The organism is Melioribacter sp. Ez-97, assembly GCF_051488665.1.
Taxonomy (GTDB): domain Bacteria; phylum Bacteroidota; class Ignavibacteria; order Ignavibacteriales; family Melioribacteraceae; genus Melioribacter.
The window spans coordinates 247358-268209 of sequence record NZ_JBPSEG010000002.1 but is presented as its reverse complement, the minus strand read 5'-3'; the positions used below and the strand labels follow the sequence as shown (position 1 = coordinate 268209).

11 protein-coding genes are annotated in these 20852 nt (G+C 40.9%); all 11 read left to right on the top strand.

Going from position 1 to position 20852, the window contains the following annotated elements; genetic code table 11:
* Window positions 1-17: 17 nt before the first annotated feature.
* The 11 genes from ACSSWA_RS03465 to ACSSWA_RS03415 all read left to right on the top strand — a co-directional run bounded on the left by ACSSWA_RS03465 (window position 18) and on the right by ACSSWA_RS03415 (window position 20761).
* On the top strand, window positions 18-1514 hold the full coding sequence (locus ACSSWA_RS03465) for a glycoside hydrolase family 30 protein (protein WP_437355190.1): 1497 nt from the start codon (window positions 18-20) through the stop codon (window positions 1512-1514).
* 1 nt (window position 1515) lies between these two features.
* Entirely contained in the window at window positions 1516-2301 is a 786-nt protein-coding gene (locus ACSSWA_RS03460; RefSeq protein ID WP_437355189.1) for a hypothetical protein, read from the top strand.
* A 231-nt stretch (window positions 2302-2532) separates the two neighbouring features.
* Window positions 2533-3903, top strand: a complete 1371-nt coding sequence (locus tag ACSSWA_RS03455) for an MFS transporter (protein ID WP_437355188.1) — start codon at window positions 2533-2535, stop codon at window positions 3901-3903.
* Window positions 3900-4994 carry a family 16 glycosylhydrolase gene (locus tag ACSSWA_RS03450; RefSeq protein WP_437355187.1) on the top strand — a complete coding sequence of 365 codons (1095 nt, stop codon included), beginning with the start codon at window positions 3900-3902 and terminating at the stop codon, window positions 4992-4994. Before ACSSWA_RS03455 ends, ACSSWA_RS03450 begins: the two co-directional genes overlap by 4 nt.
* Window positions 4995-5002: 8 nt before the next feature.
* On the top strand, window positions 5003-8467 hold the full coding sequence (locus ACSSWA_RS03445) for a hypothetical protein (RefSeq protein WP_437355186.1): 3465 nt from the start codon (window positions 5003-5005) through the stop codon (window positions 8465-8467).
* Window positions 8468-8481: 14 nt separating this feature from the next.
* Window positions 8482-11391, top strand: coding sequence for a TonB-dependent receptor (locus tag ACSSWA_RS03440; protein ID WP_437355185.1), 2910 nt, complete (start codon window positions 8482-8484; stop codon window positions 11389-11391).
* Between the two features lie 82 nt (window positions 11392-11473).
* The gene (locus ACSSWA_RS03435) at window positions 11474-13147 is read left to right on the top strand and encodes a T9SS type A sorting domain-containing protein (protein WP_437355184.1); all 1674 of its coding nucleotides are present in this window, start codon (window positions 11474-11476) and stop codon (window positions 13145-13147) included.
* A gap of 78 nt (window positions 13148-13225) precedes the next feature.
* The gene (locus ACSSWA_RS03430; RefSeq protein ID WP_437355183.1) at window positions 13226-16138 is read left to right on the top strand and encodes a glycosyl hydrolase family 28-related protein; all 2913 of its coding nucleotides are present in this window, start codon (window positions 13226-13228) and stop codon (window positions 16136-16138) included.
* A gap of 23 nt (window positions 16139-16161) precedes the next feature.
* On the top strand, window positions 16162-17409 hold the full coding sequence (locus ACSSWA_RS03425; RefSeq protein WP_437355182.1) for a glycoside hydrolase family 5 protein: 1248 nt from the start codon (window positions 16162-16164) through the stop codon (window positions 17407-17409).
* 178 nt (window positions 17410-17587) lie between these two features.
* Window positions 17588-19009 carry a glycoside hydrolase family 30 protein gene (locus tag ACSSWA_RS03420; protein ID WP_437355181.1) on the top strand — a complete coding sequence of 474 codons (1422 nt, stop codon included), beginning with the start codon at window positions 17588-17590 and terminating at the stop codon, window positions 19007-19009.
* Between the two features lie 18 nt (window positions 19010-19027).
* Window positions 19028-20761 (top strand): DUF5107 domain-containing protein, encoded by a 1734-nt coding sequence (locus ACSSWA_RS03415; protein ID WP_437355180.1) that lies wholly within the window; start codon window positions 19028-19030, stop codon window positions 20759-20761.
* The last annotated feature ends 91 nt before the right edge of the window (window positions 20762-20852 follow it).

Below are 20852 nucleotides of genomic sequence, written 5' to 3'. Positions count from 1 at the left end.
ATCTTACCGGAGGAACAATGAAGGGGACAAATTTATTATTTCTATTGCTAATCGTTATTGCAGCGGCGTGCGCCCGCAGCGGATATGATTACTCGGAGGCTGTGGTAGTCCAGACTTCGAAATCTGGCGATAAACTGTCCGAGAAGGGACTTTTCAATTTAAGCTCTCAGGAGTATAACTCCGATATCCTGATTAAACTTGAACTGGATAGTCTTTATCAAAAGATTATCGGATTCGGAGGCGCGTTTACTGAATCTTCAGCTTATGTCCTAAATCAAATCAGTCCCGAAAAGAGAACAGAGGTCTTGAACGCATATTTCTCAAAATCCGGCGCCGATTATTCGCTTATGAGGACTCATATTAATAGCTGCGATTTCTCATTGAGAAATTATTCGTATGCGGAAGTGCCGGGCGATACCGCTCTAGAGCATTTTACCGTCAAAGAGGATTTGGACGATTTGGTTCCGCTGATTAAAGATGCCCGGAAAATTTCTGCGGAAGGGTTCAAACTATTGGCGTCGCCCTGGACGGCTCCGCCGTGGATGAAAGACAATAACGATTGGAACGGCGGCTCATTAAAGCCGGAGTACTATCCGGTTTGGGCAAAATTCTTCGTAAAGTATATTAAAGCTTATGACAGTTTGGGTATCGATATCTGGGGAGTGACCGTCGAAAACGAGCCCTTAGGGAACGACGAAAATTGGGAGAGTATGATTTATACGCCCGAACAGATGGCGGATTTTGTAAAGAACCATTTGGGACCGGTTTTTCAAAAAGAAGGAATCGAAGCGAATATTTTGATTTACGACCAGAACAGAGACGAAGTGGTTGAATGGGCGGAAAAAATTCTCGGCGATCCCGATGCGGCAAAATACGTATGGGGAACTGCGGTACACTGGTACAGCAGCACAATTTCGTGGTATCCCGAGGCATTGAACGAGGTGCACAATAAATTCCCCGATAAACATTTGATGCATACCGAGGGTTGCATCGACTCGGAAGTTCCGGTTTGGAAAGACGACCTGTGGTACTGGAGCAAAGAGGCGACGGATTGGGGTTACGATTGGGCGTCGCCCGAAACAAAACACCTTCATCCGAAATACGTTCCTGTATTCAGGTACGCTCGCGATATTATCGGCGGGCTTAATAGTTGGCTTACAGGATGGATCGACTGGAATATCGTCCTCGACGATAAAGGAGGACCGAATCATGCCCGGAATTGGTGCATAGCGCCCGTTATAGTCAAACCGGAAGAAAACGAAGTTTATTACACTCCGCTCTATTATGTAATGTCGCATTTCAGTAAATATATAAGACCCGGAGCGCACAGAATTAAACTCGATATCAACAATTCCGATATTATGGCGACAGCCGCAATCAACCAGGATAAATCGATTGCAGTGGAATTATTTAACCCGACGGAAAAAGAGGTTTCATACTCGATAGAGATTGCGGGGAAGTATATAAATTACAATCTGCCGGGAAATTCTTTGCAAACAATTATTATAAAATGAAATGCCTGTAGAATTAATAAACGATAAATTGAGTCTTATAATCGACCTTCCGGGAGGAGGTTATTCCGGCTCGCGTTTTGACCATACCGGAAAAATCCGATATGTTGTTTTTGATAATTTGGTAATAGGTACCGCAGAAACGGAAAATTTTCACTATAAAAAGGGCTGCGGGTTTTATAATGAATTCGGCATCGACGCTCCTTTGGGATATGATGAAATTCAGCCCGGCAAAGAATTTATTAAACCGGGAGTAGGATACTTATTGAAAGTGTCGGATAAACCGTACGATTTCTTTTATGATTATCAGTTCCGTCCGTTTGATTTTGATTACCGTATCGGGCAAGAAAGAATTATTTATCGTTATCTCTGCAATTTGAACGGATATGTTTTTGAAGCCGTAAAAGAAATCGCTTTGTCGGGCAATCGATTCATTATAAAATACGAAATGGAAAATAAAGGAGATAAGACAATCAGAACAAACGAATATGTTCACAATTTCATTTCAGTTAATTCTCAGAATATATCCGGAAATTATAAATTGCAGTTTCCTTTTAATATTACCAGAGAAGAAATTCATAAAGTAATCGATAAAGAAAATAATCTAATATTTGACCGCGATTTTATTTCATGGAAGAATGAGCCTCAATCAGAATTTTTCATCGATAATTTAAAAAGCAATTGTAAAGCCGAATGGAAATTAATAAACAGGACATACGGGTGTATGATATCCGAAAAAGGAAATTTCGTTGCGCATAAAATTAATTATGGGGTAAACGTCATGTCGTAAGTCCCGAATTATTCAAAAAAATCGAATTAAATCCGGGCGAAAAAGACGAATGGAAAAGAATATTCACGTTTGATAAAATAATTGAAAACGTTTGAAAACGATAAAATAAATGAAAAAATACGATGTTACTATAGTCCTATTGATTGTTACTATTAGCCGAGATTAAACGTAAGATAATTATTTTTTTTGTACTCATTGAACCAGCGTTCTAAGAATTTCGGAGATTAAAAAATGGATAATACCGGCGAGAAATTGTCCCTTAAAGAGAAAATCGGATACGGGCTGGGGGATACCGCTTCGAATCTTTATTTCCAGATGTTTGTCAATTTTCTCCTTTTCTTTTATACGGATATATTCGGAATACCCGCAGCCGCTGCTGGAACAATGCTGATGGTCTCGCGATTCTGGGATGCCGCCAACGATCCGATAATGGGAATTATAGCCGACCGTACTAATACAAAATGGGGTAAGTTTCGACCGTATTTAATCTGGATGTCGGGCCCTCTCGCAATATTCGGAGTGCTGGCTTTTACAACCCCGCCTTTCGACGTTACCGGAAAAATTATATATGCTTACATTACTTTCACGCTTGTTATGATGGCTTATACGGCGGTTAATATACCATATTCGGCTCTTATGGGAGTGATCTCGCCGAATTCTCAGGAAAGAACGAGCGTTTCAACATTCCGTTTTGTGCTCGCATTTGTGGGAGCTTTCATAGTACAGGGTTTGACTCTGCCTTTAGTCGATTTCTTCGGCGGAGGTGATCAGGCTCTGGGTTTCCCGTTTACAATGGGCGTTTACGGAATACTTGCATGCATTATGTTCTATATTACTTTTAAAACTACCAGAGAACGGGTAGTCGTTTCCTCCGACCAAAAAACATCTTTGAAGGATGATATCAAGGACTTGATTCGTAACAGACCTTGGATGTATTTGCTTGTTATGGGAATCTTTACGCTCGGATATATTATAATTCGTAGCGGTACTATTTTATACTACTTTAAATATTATATTGGCAGCGAAGCGCTGGCGTCGCTCTTCATGGTGCTCGGAACAATTGGAGTTATCGCAGGCGTGGCGTCGACTCAATTCTTCGCAAAAAAATTCGGTAAAAAGAGATTCTATATTTTCGTAATGTCTTTGACTACAATATTGACTATGATTTTTTACTTCCTTCCTGCCGACCAGATATTTTTAATTTTCGCTTTGCATGTATTAATTTCGTTTATAATGGCTCCTCAGGCTCCGTTATTGTGGGCAATGTATGCGGATACGGCAGACTATTCCGAATGGAAAAATGAAAGACGAGCCACGGGACTTGTATTTTCAGCAGCCACATTCGCACAAAAATTCGGTATTGCCGTAGGAGGCGGTATGGCTGGTTGGATGCTGGCTTTGTTCGGATTCGTACCGAACACGGCGCAGGCTCCCGAAACTTTGGACGGTATTAAAATGATGATGAGCTTTATTCCCGCAGCAGGAACTTTAATTGCGACGATTGCGGCATTCTTTTATGAACTTGACGATAAGACAATGAAAAAAATCGAAGAGGACCTTAAACTCAGAAAAGCTGAAATGCAACAGGAGGGTATTAAATGAAAACAAGAATTTTGTGGCTCTTTATTATCGCTTTGATATTAAAAGTCGACCTGATATATCCGCAGGAATATCAGTTGGTATGGTCGGACGAATTTAACGGCTCCGAACTGGATCCGGATAAATGGGAATTTCAGATTGGCAACGGTCCGCCGGCGGGCTGGGGCAATAACGAACTCGAATATTACAGAAAAGAAAACGCTACGGTAAGCGACGGCTTTCTGACTATCACGGCAAAGAAGGAAAATTATCAAGGTTTCCAATACACCTCATCCCGTATAAGAACAATCCATAAGGGAGATTGGAAATACGGCAAGTTCGAAATAAGGGCTAAGCTGCCGAAAGGGAAGGGGCTTTGGCCGGCCATATGGATGCTGCCGACCGACAATGTATACGGCGGCTGGGCTGCAAGCGGCGAAATCGATATTATGGAATATCTCGGTCACGATACAACCACTGTTTACGGCACTCTTCATTACGGCGGTTCATGGCCAAATAACGTTCATTCCGGGAAATCGTACACTCTCAAATCAGGCGGATTCAACGAAGACTTCCATACTTTTACGCTTGTTTGGGAAGAAGGAAGAATGGATTGGTACGTCGACGGGCAGCTCTATCAAACGCAAACGCATTGGTACTCTTCGGGTCACAGTTTTCCCGCTCCTTTTGACCAACGTTTTTATCTGATTCTCAACTTAGCAGTCGGCGGCAACTGGCCGGGAAATCCGGACGGCTCTACTAAATTTCCTCAGGAATTTGTTATTGATTACGTAAGAGTTTATCAAAAAGTAAGCACGGATATCGAAGAAGAAAACAATTCGGGAAAACCCTCGGATTTTTATTTGGGGCAGAATTATCCGAATCCTTTTAATTCGCAAACCGTTATAGAATATCAGTTGCCCAAAGCGGCAAATGTTAAAATCACGATTTATAATATCTACGGACAAACCGCCGACGTATTGGTAGATGAGTTTCACAGCGCCGGCAAATACAGATATTCTTACGACGCATCGAAATTGAGTTCGGGAATTTATACTTATTCATTGAATGCCGGGGGGCGATCGCAAAGCCGTAAACTTGTATTAATAAAATAATTATTGATATGAATCAAAACAGTATACAAATCGGTTTTCATCCGCTTCGTTACGAAACGAAAACTGTCAAAAATGAAATCGTTAAAATCGATAACGAGGAGTTTAATTGTATACGCAATTTTGATTTAATGAATCCCTTCCTGATGAGCATTGTAAGCGGTTCGGATCTGTGGATGTTTATTTCGAGTTACGGCAGTCTTACCGCAGGCCGAATTAATCCCGACCATGCATTGTTTCCCTACTATACCGAAGATAAAATTCACGACAGCCGCGACGTTACAGGCAGCAAGACTATATTGATTGTCCGTAAAGATTCGAATAATTTTTTGTGGGAACCTCTTTCCGGTAAATACGAATCGATTTATAACTCCGAAAGAAATCTCTATAAAAATATTTCCGGCAACAAAATTATTTTCGAGGAAATTAATCACGACCTCAAGTTGGCTTTCAGATATCAGTGGACATCCTGCGACAAGTACGGATTCGTAAAAAAATCTTTTATCGAAAATCTCGATGATGAAAGGATCTCCGTCAGAATACTCGACGGTATTATGAATATTATGCCTTCCGGATCGAACAGAAGATTCCAACTCGAATACAGTTCGCTTCTCGACGCTTATAAAAAGAATGAATTGCTGGAAGAAATTAATCTCGGAATCTTTGCACTAAGCTCCGTGCCTACAGACAGAGCCGAGCCAAACGAATCGTTGGAAACATCGGTCGCATGGTCGTGCGGATTACACGAAACGGACATACTTCTTTCGACCGATCAATTGAATAATTTCAGAAGCGACTCGTTCGTCTCGAAAGAACTCAATTCCAACGGCAAACGAGGCAGCTATTTTATCCATACTGAATGCGATTTAAACGCGGGCGAACAAAAATATTGGTACATTGTTGCCGACGTCGATTATGATCATTCAAAACTCGCAGAACTTATTTCAACGCTCAAATCCGGGGTCGACCTTATGTCGTCAATTGAAAAAGAAATCGACGCGGACACTTCGAAACTCAAATTATTAATTGCCAAGGCGGACGGATTTCAGCTTACGAGCGACCGCCTGACTAATTACCGTCACCTCTCGAACGTAATGTTCAACATAATGAGAGGAGGAGTTTTCGAGAATAATTATAAAATAGATAAAGGCGATTTTATTAAATATCTCCGCGCCATCAGCGTGCGTTTGTTTGATCAATATATTACCCGTTTGGAAAATCTTCCCGACAATTTAACTAAAGATTCGCTTGTGAAATTTGCCAGTGAAACCGGCGATAAAGAATTGCTTAGAATAGCAATTGAGTATATGCCGTTGTCTTTCAGCCGGAGACACGGCGACCCGAGCAGACCGTGGAATTTGTTCTCAATCGATATTAAAGACGAAAAGGGCGGTAAGGTTTATAATTATCAAGGCAACTGGAGAGATATTTTCCAGAACTGGGAAGCCTTGTCTTATTCTTTCCCCGAATATATCGAATCGATGATATTTAAATTTCTTAACGCCTCGACCGCAGACGGGTATAATCCTTACAGACTTACGAAAGAAAGCTTTGACTGGGAAGAATTGGATCCTGAGGACGAATGGTCGTATATCGGTTACTGGGGCGACCACCAAATTATTTATTTGCTAAAGCTTCTCGAAACGCTTAATAAATTCAAACCGACAAGACTCCCCGACCTGCTTGACAGAGATTTGTTCGTCTTTGCAAATGTGCCATACAGGATTAAACCGTACGATGAAATTCTGAAAGACCCCAGAAATTCAATTGAGTTTGATTATCAGTTAAACGAAAGCATCAAACAAAAAGTATCAACGCTTGGCGAGGCAGGGAAGTATTTGCTCGATAATGACGACGTTCCTTACAGAGCGACATTAACTGAAAAGCTGCTCATTCCCCTTATGACCAAAATCTCGAATTTTGTCCCGGAAGCCGGAATCTGGATGAATACCCAAAGACCAGAATGGAACGACGCCAATAATGCGCTGGCAGGTTACGGCGCTTCGATGGTTACGCTTTATTACATGAGACGTTATGTTTCTTTCATGATTGATTTAATTGAAAACTATGAAAAAGACAGTGTGACTCTGAGCGGAGAACTCTATGAATTAATTGAGGCAATCGAAAAAATCTTTGTTAAATCGAAAAACACGTTAAGCAATAATCTCAACGATGAAAAACGAAAAGAAATAGTCGACGGTCTGGGAAATGCGGGAAGCGTTTATCGTAGTGCAATTTATAAAAACAATTTCGGAAGTAAGAAGATAATTTACAACAAAGAAAGATTACTGGATCTATTCCATTTGATGCTGAATGTCATCGACCATTCGATAAAAAACAACAGAAGAGAGGACGGATTATATCATTCGTACAATTTACTTGAGATCGCGGACAATGCCATTGCGATTCATCGTCTAGATGAAATGCTCGAAGGACAGGTGGCTGTTCTGAGTTCGGGATATCTCTCCAACGGGGAAACGCTCGAGTTACTCGACAATCTGAGAAATAGCAGATTATACAGAGCGGATCAAAAAAGTTATATGCTCTATCCAGAAAAAACATTACCGCCTTTTATCGAAAAAAATCAAATACCGGCAGGTGAAATTGAAAAATCGCAATTACTAAAATCAATGCTGGCTAATAGGGATTACAGATTGGTCGTGCCGGATAAAAACGGCAGTTATCATTTCAATAAACATTTGCGGAACTCGGCATGGCTCAAAAACGAATTGGTCAAATTGAAAAACGATTACGGAGATTTAACCGAAAGGGAAGAAAATTTGATCGCCGATATTTACGAAAAAGTATTTCAGCACCGTTATTTCACCGGAAGGTCGGGTACATTTTATAAATATGAAGGAATCGGAAGTATCTACTGGCACATGGTTTCCAAATTGCTTCTGGCCGTAGAAGAAAATTATTATCAAATTATTTATTCGGGCAAGGATCTCAATCTGCTCGATAAATTGAAAGAACGATATTATGAAATTAAAGACGGACTGGGAATACACAAATCGCCGGACGAATACGGAGCATTTACAACCGATCCGTATTCGCATACGCCTCTAAATTCGGGAGTGCAGCAGCCCGGCTTAACCGGACAGGTAAAAGAAGATGTGATTTCACGATACGGTGAGCTTGGAATAGTTATTAAGGACGGACAAATTTCTTTTGTCCCTCATCTTTTGAACGACCACGAGTTCTTAAATAAATCGCAAATATTCAATTACTACGATGTAAACGAAAAAGAACAGACTATGATAATTAACGCCGGGATGTTAATATTTACTTATTGCCAGGCGCCGATAGTTTATTCGTTGTCGGACGAGTCAAAAATTATAGTCAACTTGAATGACGGCGAGCGCGAAGTGGAAGAGGGTTTGGTACTTTCGAAAAAATGGAGCGGCTCGATATTTCGACGCGAAGGAAAAATTTCGAGCATTATCGTATTGATAAATAATATAAATAAGCAATAAAAAATAGGTGGTTTATGAAGAGGCTACAAAACTATCTCATGATACCGATAATCCTGTTCTTATTACTCCCCGGTATTATTTACGCCAGTTCGAAAATCAGAGGAAAAGTTGTCGATAAAGGCACGGGGGAGCCGATACCGGGAGCCAATGTTATTCTGAAAAATACAAATCTCGGCGCGGCTACCGATATTGAAGGCGAGTATATTATATTGGGCGTACCCCCGGGAAAATATACGCTTCAAATTTCTTATCTCGGCTATAAACCTCAGCAATTCGAAATCGAGGTTCCCGACAACAGAACTCTCGAATACAACGCCCAACTTGAATACATGGTTTTGGAGGGAGAAGAAATATTGATAACAGCGCAGGCTGAAGGACAGGTTCAGGCAATTAATCAGCAAAAGAGCGCTCTGACGGTCAAGAATATCGTATCTGCCGCCAAGATCGAGGAATTGCCTGAAGCCAACGCTGCGGAAGCCGTCGGCCGTTTGCCCGGAATTTCTCTGCTTCGTGAAGGGGGAGAAGGCAGTAAAGTTGTAATAAGAGGCTTATCGCCGCAATACAATAAAATACAGTTAAACGGAGTAAGTATGGCGGCAACCGGCGAAGCTGACAGAAGCGTTGACCTGAGTATGATTTCGCCTTACATATTGTCCGGAATTGAAGTCAGCAAAACAGCCATGGCAGACCAGGAAGCCGATCAATTGGGAGGCACCGTTAATTTTATTCTGAAAGGAGCTCCCAAAAAACCGGTATTTAATTTTACCGCGCAGGGTGGCTATAACGGTCTGCGGGATGAAGTAGGCAATTATTACTATGTCTTAGGCGGAGGCAAAAGATTCTTTGACGATAAGCTCGGAGTATTTACTCAGCTTAATCTGGAAAGAACTGACAGAAGCAGCAACAGCGCCGGCGCAGGATATCAAATGCAGCACGATACTCTTACGCTTGCCAACAGTTTGAATCTCGAAGATATCGACAGAGTAAATAAACGAATGGGCGGCGTGCTTGTGCTCGATTACGAATCTGCAGCTACGAAAATAAAATTATCCAACACGCTAAATAAAATCGATATTAACACTTTTTTGCGTCAGGAAAATTTCGACGCTGTAGGCAGGAATCACAATTACTACGGTAACTATTCGGAACGCAATCTGCTGACTATGATTAACGCACTCGATGTGGAACAGTTCATAGGCGACTTGAAAATAACAGGCGGAGCAAGCTATTCCAGATCTTCCAATAAACTTCCGGAACAGATATCGATGAATGCTCAGGAAGCGAATGCTTTTGTTAGAAGCTGGACGTGGGACGATTACCAGATATATCCTTTTGATATTGTAACCAAAGCATTAAACGATACAACTAAAACTTACCTTAACAGATTTGTAAAGAGCAACAGCGATATGCTCGAGGAGGAAGAAGCCGCCAATTTGAATTTTGAATGGGGCTTTAGAATAGGAGAGGCAGATATTAAGTTGAAATTAGGCGGCGAATATAAGCATAAATATAAAAAGTATGACTACGAACAGAGCGAAATACCGATTGCATGGAACGATTTGGATATTGTCAGACTTTATTTGAAAGACAGATTCGGACTGACTAATTACGATATTGCAGGAGATTTTCCGTACGCCCCCTTTATTGACAGAAATTACACAGCGGGCGATTTCAAAGCAGGCGTTGATTATACAATTAGCCGCGTGCCGGACAAAAATACTATGGTAGACGTTTATCATGAAATTGAAAACCTGACGAGCGTTCGCGGTATTCCTACCGGAAAGACAATTTATTATGATTACGTGCCTTCAATATCAAATGATTACTACGGTTACGAAAATTATTTCGGCGCATATATTCTGCCCACTATTACATTCGGAAACAATAAGGTTATATTTATTCCCGGTTTCAGGTACGAATATAATAAAACAGAATATACGGCTAACAGATCCAACAGTCCCGGAAGAGATACCGATCCTTATGTGTATTTCTCTTATACTTCGACGCGTAAGAACAATTACCTGCTTCCAATGATACATCTCAAGTATCAGGTTACTGATTGGTTCGATGTTAGAGCAAGCTATACGCAGACGTTATCCCGTCCCGATTACAACAGAATTATACCGACATGGACAACTTATGGCAATAGTATTACTTGGAACAATGTGAATTTGAAACCTGCGGAAGCCAAAAACTTAGACCTCTTCTTTTCTTTTTATACGGATAAACTGGGATTGTTGACATTTGGCGTATTCAACAAGCAAATAAAAGGATTTATATACGGCGCTACTACCTGGATTGCAGATTCGTCTTATTTGCAGCCGGAGTGGCCCGAAAGCGTTAAACCCGGCGGTCAAATAAACGGTTTTATCAATAATCCGAATACTGCAAAACTTTGGGGTATTGAAGCCGAATGGCAGTCGAATTTCTGGTTCCTGCCGGGCATTTGGCGCGGTTTGGTAATTAACGTTAATTATACTTATACACACTCCGATCTGAAATATCCCAGAACAGTGCCTATTTATGAATACATTCAAGTAGGTCCAATTAAGATACCCAAAATTGTCGGAACGGGCGACGGAAGTTATAACGCGCGCCTTCTTGATCAGCCGACGCATATTTTTAATTTCACTGTGGGTTTTGACTACAAAGGATTCTCAATAAGAGGTTCGGCTCAATTCAAATCCGACGTATTCCGCGCAGACAACTGGTATAAAGAGCTGCAGCAAACAACCGATCCGCTAACTTTATGGACTGTGAAAGTAAGACAAATGTTGCCGGTTGACGGTCTGCAAATCTACTTCAACGTAAATAATCTGACTAAAGCTGTAGACCAGACTTCAAATTACGGCACGGGTTGGTTCAGCTACCGAAGCTATTACGGTCTGACTGCAGATTTGGGAATTACATACACGCTAAATTAATATTCGGGAGGCGGCTTGATAAATAACAAATTATTAATCGCTTATTTAATAACTAAAACTCATTAATCAATTAGGAGGTACTATGAAGCTGAAAAAACTTTTACTGTTTATACTGACGGTAACGCTCTATGGGGGAGTGATATTTGCACAGCAGACAGACACTGTCTACGTGCCTGCAAACCATGAAAACGGCGATCCGTATGTTAATTCGCTTATCGATTATATAGTCGCCGATACAAACGCCGCAGGCGAACAGTTGCATTCCGTATACAAACTCGAAAGAGGAAATTTCTATATTGTCGACAAAGCCGTTGACTTGAAAAATCCCGTTAAAATAGTTGCCGACCCGCCGGTTGAAAACGATCCGGAAAAAGCTCCGCCGAAAATTTTATCGAATGTAACAGCAGACGGCGGAACCGCCACAATGAACCTCATCAATACATGGGCTGACATTACTATTAAAAATGTATGGTTGGCTGGTATTGACGCTGGCGGTCAAAACAGAGGCTGGGGATTTGGACAAGCTCTGGCAGTTCAGGATTCTTTTGTTACTGTTACTCTCGACGGCGTATGGCTCGACTATAACGGGTGGTCTGCAATTGCTACTGCACAGCCGCACACAAGCTGGTTCATAAATAAATTGCATGCGCGCAACGAGCAAAATCCGGGCGACCAATGGACGACGTTCCTATTCTTCTTTGAGCAAGCAGGAGTTGTAGATACATTTGTCGTAAAGAACTGCACTTACTTCCAATCAAACAGTTTCTTTATTTTCCCTCCAGATGTAGTTCAATATATCGAAGTCGACCATTGTACATTCGTGAATTTATTGAAGTGGCCCTTCCACGAAACACAATGGCTTAAAGCTAAATTTACGAATAACATATTCTATAATGCCAGCGCTCTTTCTTTGACCGAAACGGAAGAAGAAGGACAAGATCCCGACCACCTCGAATACGGTTTGATTAACGTCGATACACTTGCCGCCAATGAACTCGGCGAACCCGGCGAATATACTATTCCCGAAAGTGAAAGAGAGATAATTGTAAAGAATAACCTTTATTACTTTACTCAGGATGTCCAGGACTATTGGGCTAATAACGACACGGTAAAAGCTCAGGTGTGGATGAACAGCCGTACAAGAGCAATGTTCGACAACGACGCTGAATGGCCCGGCTTGGTCGAAGAAAATACCTGGAACCAGGATCCGATGTTTAATGATTTCCCCGCTTTGTCGGAAGCTACCGCCAAATTGGTTCAGGTATGTCTGGATATTAGAGCCGGTTCTATGCATGAATGGGATTGGGATGCCGACCAGGTTTCTGATCCTCAATTCTATCGTTTGATCAATCCTTATCCGCTGCCTGAAAACTTCAGATCTTACGCGGGATTAGTGGGCACAGACGGACTGCCGCTTGGAGATCTCAGATATTATCCCGATTTGGTCAGCGTCGAAGAAAATTCGAACGGTGTACCGAATGATTTCCAACTTTTGCAAAATTATCCCAACCCATTTAATCCTTCGACCATCATCAGATTCAATCTCAACAAATCAGGTTACGTAAATCTAAGCGTATTTAATTTGTTGGGAGAAAAAGTAATTACTCTGGTTGACGACGTTAAAAATGCAGGAAGTCATTTTGTAACCTGGAACGGAAAAAATTCCGCCGGCGTTAGCGTGCCCGCCGGTATTTACTTCTATAAACTTGAAATGGAAAATAATATCCAGGTCAAGAAGATGATGTTACTTAAATAGCCTCCACTTCAGGGCGCCTGTTATATGGGCGCCCTGTATTATTTTTTTATTCTATTTCATTTTAACAGCGGGGCGGCGATGAGCGGCAAAAAGATATTACCACTAATAGTGCTATTTTTTTTAATTCTTTCTGAACTATATGCTCAAAAAATATCGGAATCATTTTATCCTCCTTTTATATTGGATTCGTTGGCAGTCTATTTAACGCCGGATAAATTTAATGTAACCCCAAATTCGGAAGGCGACGACACGCAAGCTTTGCAGGACGCGATTGACGAGGTAGAAAAAAAATCGAAATACGGTATTGTTTTTATCCCGGAAGGCGAGTATGAAATTTCGGGTACGGTTTATATATGGAAGGGAATAAGAGTAATTGGTATAGGAAAAAACAAACCGGTTTTTGTACTTAAAGAAAACACTCCCGGCTTCAGCGGCGAAGAAAACAAATATCTGTTTCACTTTGCCAGCAATAAACCGCGTCGGGGACAACCGATAAGAGACGCAAACCCGGGAACTTTTTACAGCGCTCTTAGTAACGTTGTAATTATTATTAACGATGGTAATCCGTCGGCGGTTGCGGTTCGTTCGCATTTTGCGCAGCATTCATACATTTCTCACGTCGATTTTTATATAGGCAGCGCTCTGGCAGGCATGGAAGAAATCGGCAACGAAATTGAAGATTGCCGGTTTGTGGGGGGAGAATACGGCATAATAGCAACTAAAACTTCGCCGAGTTGGCCATTCCTGATGATCGACTGCATTTTCGAGAACCAGAAAATTGCAGCCGTTAAAACCGAAGAAGCCGGCTTTACGATCGTTAATTCGGTTTTTCGAAATTTACCGGACGCTATTACTGTTAATCCGGACAGAGCGGAAAAATTATTTATTACGCGCTCATATTTTGAAAACATTAGAGGAGCGCTCCTGACTATAAGCGAAGAGTATAATTCAACAGCTCAATATAATTTGAAAGATGTTTCGTGTAACAACGTTAGTACAATTGCCGCATTCAGAAAAAGCGGAAAAACCGTTGAGGCACCCAAAGAAGAATTTCGCATAATCAATTTTATTCACGGACTTCAGATCGACAGCCTTAACGCGCCTTCTGAAATAAAGACGACTTTCGAATATGACAATGATTACATACAATTAAAAAATTATAAAAAAGAAATATCGTCTCTCCCTAAAGATAAAGAATGGATAAATATTAAAAGTATTGGCGCAAAAGGGAACGGAATCGATGACGACACGCAGATTATAAAGGAAGCAATTTCTAAACACGACGTTATTTATTTCCCGACGGGAAGGTATAAAGTAAAAGAGACAATTCGGCTTAATAAGAATACAATCTTAATTGGTCTTAACCCCATAACAACGCAAATAGTCTTGGAAGAAAAACTGCCTGAATTCAGTAAAGAAGGCGGTCCGCTTGCTGTTTTGGAAACGCCGGAAGGAGGCAATAATATTGTTACGGGTATCGGAGTTGATCCGGGACTCTACAATAACAGAGCGGTCGCAGTTAAATGGATGGCAGGTAAAAAATCTCTTATGAACGACGTCCGTCTGCTCGGTGGTCATGGCACTTATACGGCATCAGGTAATTACGTTCCGATTTATAACGAATACAGAACAGGAGACCCTTTGAAGGATTGGGACTGGGACAAACAATATTGGAGCCTCTGGATTACAAACGGAGGCGGAGGAATATTTAAAGATATCTGGACGCCTAATACATATGCAACGGCTGGATTATATATTTCTGAAACTAGCGCTCCTGGTAAAATTTATGCTATGTCGGTAGAGCATCACGTTCGCAATGAAGTGATTATCAAAAACGTGTCCAACTGGGAAATTTATGCCCTGCAGATGGAAGAAGAGAGCGCCGAAAGTCCCGAAGCTCTTCCTTTGAGAATCGAAAACTCGTCTGATCTGCTCTTTGCCAATCTGTACCTTTATAGAGTTATCAGAATGAAAACTCCTTACCCTTACGGTATAATAGTAAGCAATTGTAAAGACGTTGAATTCCGGGGCATACACGTTTACAGTCCCACTGTACTCTCATACAACAATACATTGTACGATATTAATAAAAATATATTTGTACGCGACAGAGAAATAGCGCGACTTGTGGTAAAAGGAACCGAATCGCAACAGGAGCGTTACGAGGTAGAAAAATTGGTAGGCGGTTTTGAATTTATTACAGGCGCGGCGCTGGATGATAAAGGCGATATCTTTTTTGTCGACTCGCGATTTAAAAGAATTTATAAATGGTCAGTAAAAAATAAATCGCTTACTACAGTTAAGGACTTAACATTCGAACCGGTCGCAATCACGTTCGACGCTAGCGGCAATTTGATAATTACATCTGTTAATGGAGAAGTATACAGCGCCGATCTGAAAAAGGGGGATGAAAATCTTACGACCTTGAAAACAATTAAACCCGGCGAAATAATGCCTCGTTTTGCGGCGCACCCTTCGCATCTGTGGAGGGACGAACACGATTTTTTGACCATTACTACGGACTCTGCGGCATGTTTTCCGTACAGTCATTCTTCTTACACGATGTATTTCAGAAACAACGCCAATCCGTTCGAAGAATATTTTATATCGCCAGACAGTTCCTTGATAATACCGCATTATAACGATCTAAACAGAACGGTCGCGCTCAGATACGCCGTCCCCGGCAAAGAATATTTTATGGCAGACGAGTTCGGACAGAAAACATGGAAATTCAAAGTCAAAAACAACGGAATGCTTTCGGGCCCTCAATTATTTGCCGAACAGGGCGAGCTCGACGCAGCAGTCGATTCGAAAGGCAATGTCTACATTCCCGCAGGCGATATTTACGTTTACGATAAATCCGGAAAACTGTTAAAAAGAATTAAAACTCCCGAACGTCCGACAAACGTTCTGATTGGGAAGCGAAATATTCTCTTCATAACGGCTCGAAAATCGATTTATCAAATAAAGCTAAATGGAAATATAAATTAAGAATATATTTAACCTGAGGAGGAATGATGAAAAACAGAAACGCCGCCCAAATAGCATTGCGATTTCTGTTTATAGTGTGTGTTTTTAATTTTAATGTTGACGCGTATGTAACAACCAAAGGGAAATATTTTGTCGACAGAAAAAGCGGAGATACTGTAATTTTGCGTGGCTTCGGATTAGGAGGATGGTTATTACCCGAAGGCTATATGTGGGGGATTAGAAAAATCGACAGACCCAGACAATTTCAAAGAGCTATCGAAGAAATTATCGGAAAAGAAAAAGCGGAAAAGTTCTGGAAGCTTTACTACGAAAATTACGTTACCGAAGAAGATATAGCCGCAATGAAATCGTGGGGAGTCAATTCAATCAGAGTTCCGATCTTAGCTTCTTTTCTACAACCGGAGGAACAAATTAATGTTAAACCGCCATATATATATTCCGAGTACGGATTTTCAAGGCTGGACAGTATTGTAAGTTGGTGTTCAAAATATCAGGTCGGAATAATATGGGATATGCACGGAGCCCCGGGAAGCCAGAATGCTGAAAATATTTCCGATAGCGACGGGGAAGCCAAACTCTGGAGCCAACCCGAAATTTATTGGCCAAGATGCAAAGACCTGTGGTTTCAAATAGCGAAAAGGTATAAAAATAAAGAATGCATTATTGGATACGACTTGCTAAACGAGCCTTTATTAATCCGATACGGTTTCGATCCATCTCTTTTACGAAAACTTTATATTGAGCTTACTTCGGTAATAAGATTGATTGATACAGAAGGAGTCATTTTCGTTGAGGGAGACGACTGGGCGCAAAATTTTGACATGTTAGAACCGCTCGACTGGGATAAACATCTTGCTGTAGCTTTCCATTCCTATCCTCCAGTATCGGATTCGGTGTCGCTTGATAGATGGGCAAAGTTGAGAGATAAATATAACATCCCGCTATGGCACGGCGAAACGGGCGAGCAGGGTCCGCCATATACGATTAACATTAAAGCGACTAAATTTCTGGAAAAGCAGGGAGTCAGCTGGTCGTGGTGGACTCATAAAAAGTTCGACAGAGAAACCCAGCCGTGGTCAATTATCCGGACTAAAGGATTTTTAAAAATTCTGGAATATTGGAACGGTAAAGCTGAAAAACCATCCGGAGAAGATGCCGAGAAGTGGTTGTTTGAACAGGCTGTATTAACTAATTCAAAATATTGTAATTTCTTACCGGAAATGGTAAAGTCGCTCTATCCGTTGAACCCGCAAACCCATGGAAAGAAATAAATACGGCACCAAGCTATCGGAAATTCTTCGGAGCGCTTATTCGTGTTTTTGCAGGTGTTAATGAACAATCGGAATTGCTTTATATCTGGAATGGCGGCAAATACTATACTGATAAAGACACGCATGCATATGGAATTGTAAGACTTTCAGAAAATTAGTTGCAAAAGGAGAATAAATAATGAATTTAAAAAAAAGAAATGTTTTTATAGCTCTTATATTAACTTTCTTCTTTTTCGCCTTGAACCAAATAATAGCGCAGGGAAAAGAGTACAAAGAAGCAAAAATATTTATTACTTCGGAATCCGGAAATTTATTAATGAAATACGCTGGACCGCGAGCGCTGGAACCGCTAGAACAACCCGATGAAAATTACCCTACTATAATTATTGATCCCAAAATAAAATATCAAGAAATAATTGGTTTCGGAGGAGCGTTTACGGACGCTGCGGCTATTAATTTTTATAAACTCAATGATAGAAGTAGAAAAGAATTTCTTGAAAAATGTTTTGATTATGAAAACGGATTCGGATTTTCGCTTTGCAGAACTACAATACACAGCTGTGACTATTCCGACGAAATGTACACTTATGATGATGTGGAAGGCGATAAAGAACTAAAACATTTTTCTATTGCTCACGATAAAAAGTATCGGATACCTTTTTTACAGGAAGCTCTACGCGTTTCCCGAGGTAAGATGAAATTATTTGCTTCGCCATGGAGCCCACCGGCATGGATGAAGACAAACGGGACCATGCTCTATGGCGGTAAACTAAAATCGGAATACCGTAAAACATGGGCGGAATATATAATAAAATATCTGAAAGCTTATCGTAAAGAAGGAATTGATTTATGGGGATTAACTGTGCAAAATGAACCTCTGGCTGTGCAAGTATGGGAATCGTGTATTTTTACAGCTCAGGAAGAAAAGAATTTTGTACGCGATTACCTCGGTCCCGAGCTTCATAGTAACGGTTATGATAATATTAAATTATTAATATGGGACCATAATAGAGGGTTGATGTATCAGAGAGCAAAAGTCGCCTATGATGATTCTGTCGCATCGAAGTATATCTGGGGTATGGGATTTCACTGGTACGTCGGAGATCATTTTGATAACGTACGTATTGTCCACGATGCATATCCCGATAAAGGTTTGTTATTTACGGAAGGAAGCGTAGGCGGCAGCTGGGAGGACGCTTTTAATCTGGCTAAAAATGTTATCATTGACTTGAATAACTGGACCCGGGGATGGGTCTTCTGGAATTTGCTGTTAGATGAAAACGGCGGACCGCGTCATGCTGGCGGTGAAGTTCCGGGAAATATTGCAATTGCAAATTCTACAACCGGAGAAGTTGAATATAATCCGCCGTTTTATACATTCGGACATTTTTCTAAATTCATCCGTCCGGGAGCTAGAAGAATTGCGACTACTTCGAGCAGCGATTATTTTATTGCCACTGCATTTCAAAATAGTGACGGAACTATTTCGGTTACTATTCTTAACTTATCGGAAGCCGACAGAGATTTCCAGGTCTGGTTTGATAATCGGGTTATCAGATATAAAAGTCCTCCACATGCTCTTATAACTATAATTCTTTAATTAAATAAAGGCTGATCCGTGAAACTAATAAAATTTTTTATACTGCTTGTAGTTTATTCGTCTATAGTGTTTTCTCAGACTTTCATGAAAGATACTCTAATTACTTGGCACACTTTCAAATATACGCTTAACGACGATAATTCGATTGACTCTTTTTCTCCTGAGCCGTTCGACACAACCTCGGTCAAATTCAACGCCTATATTCTTGAAAACGAGTATTTGAAAATATTATTGGCGCCCGAATTCGGCGGTAGAATTCTCTCTCTTATTTATAAACCGACCGGTCACGAACAGCTTTACCGAAATCCAGTAGGCGTTCCGTATGGAGTCGAACAGGATTGGTTTTATTATAAATGGTTGATGGTATACGGCGGCATATTCCCTACTTTGACGGAGCCGGAACACGGCAAAGCCTGGTTTTTACCGTGGGATTTTAATGTGCTTCATCAATCGGAAGACAGTATCATATGTGTTATGAGATGGCGTGATACGGTAGATTTTAAGGGCGCCGATCCGAATAAGTGGAAGTACGGTATGACGGAGATCGAATGCGATTATACTATTACGCTGGTTAAAGGGAACTCTGTTCTTAAAACCGAAGTGGAGCTTAAAAACAACAAAAACGAAAATATCGAATACGAGTACTGGACTTGTATGACGCTGGCGCCAGGTTCCGACAGCAATAATCCGTTTTGTACGGACGGGCTGGAGATCATTGTCCCCGCGGATAAAATAAAAATACCCGCCTGGTATCCCGATATTGCCGGGCAGGAAAAACAGGTCCCCGGACAAAGGGGAATCTATTATTTCGATAAGTTACGATATTGGAAGAATTGGGTTAACGACGGTATCGCTTATGTGTGGGATGATGAAAATCTTAATTACTGGGGAGTAATAAATCACGACAACGATGAAGGCTTGATCAGAATAGCGGATAATAATATTACCCCGGGAATCAAAATATGGGCGTGGAAATTTGACGATTATGAGAATGTCAATCCGTTTGAGTCCCCGGATAATGTTAAAAGACCATATGTGGAATTGTGGGCGGGCAATTCGCACGAATTTTTTGAACCTGCCGTTCTGCCCGCCAACTCGACTCTAAAATGGCAGGAAAATTATTTCCCTACCGTAAACCTGAATAAAATTACCAGGGCAAATTATAATTTCATTTTATCGCTCGATACATCCGATTTTTATTATGACAAAGGACTGGAAATTAAATTTGTTACGAGCTATCCGGGAGACGAGCATCTGGTTAAAGTTGAAGCCGAGGGCGATACCAACTACGCCGTATCGGATATTAACGTAGCGCCCGATCCGTACAAAGGAAGCGAGTTGTCGCTAATAATACCAGACGATGTTCTGGCTAAAAATATCGATTCTTTGAGAATAACCGTTGTAAACTTAGGAAAGAATAAAAGTATAGATGCTGCATTATCTGTGGATAAGATTACTTCTGTCAAAGGAAACGAAACGGCAATAGCAAATGCATTTTATCTTAAACAAAACTATCCCAATCCGTTTAACCCTGTTACCAATATTGAGTATTATATTCCCGAAGCGGGCAATGTAAAAATTGTTGTGTTTGACGCGCTGGGCAGAGAGGCAGAGATAATCTATCAAGGAAATCAAATTGAAGGAAAACATATCGTAAGTTGGAACGGCAGCCAATACGCATCCGGAATTTATTTCTACGGAATTTATTATAACGGAAAATCGGAAATTAGAAAAATGATTCTGATGAAGTAATTTACACTTTATCTTTATAAAAAATATTAGCTTCGATTTAACATAGAGTAGATGAATATATTATACTTGGATTCTCTTCCTTAATCTCTGC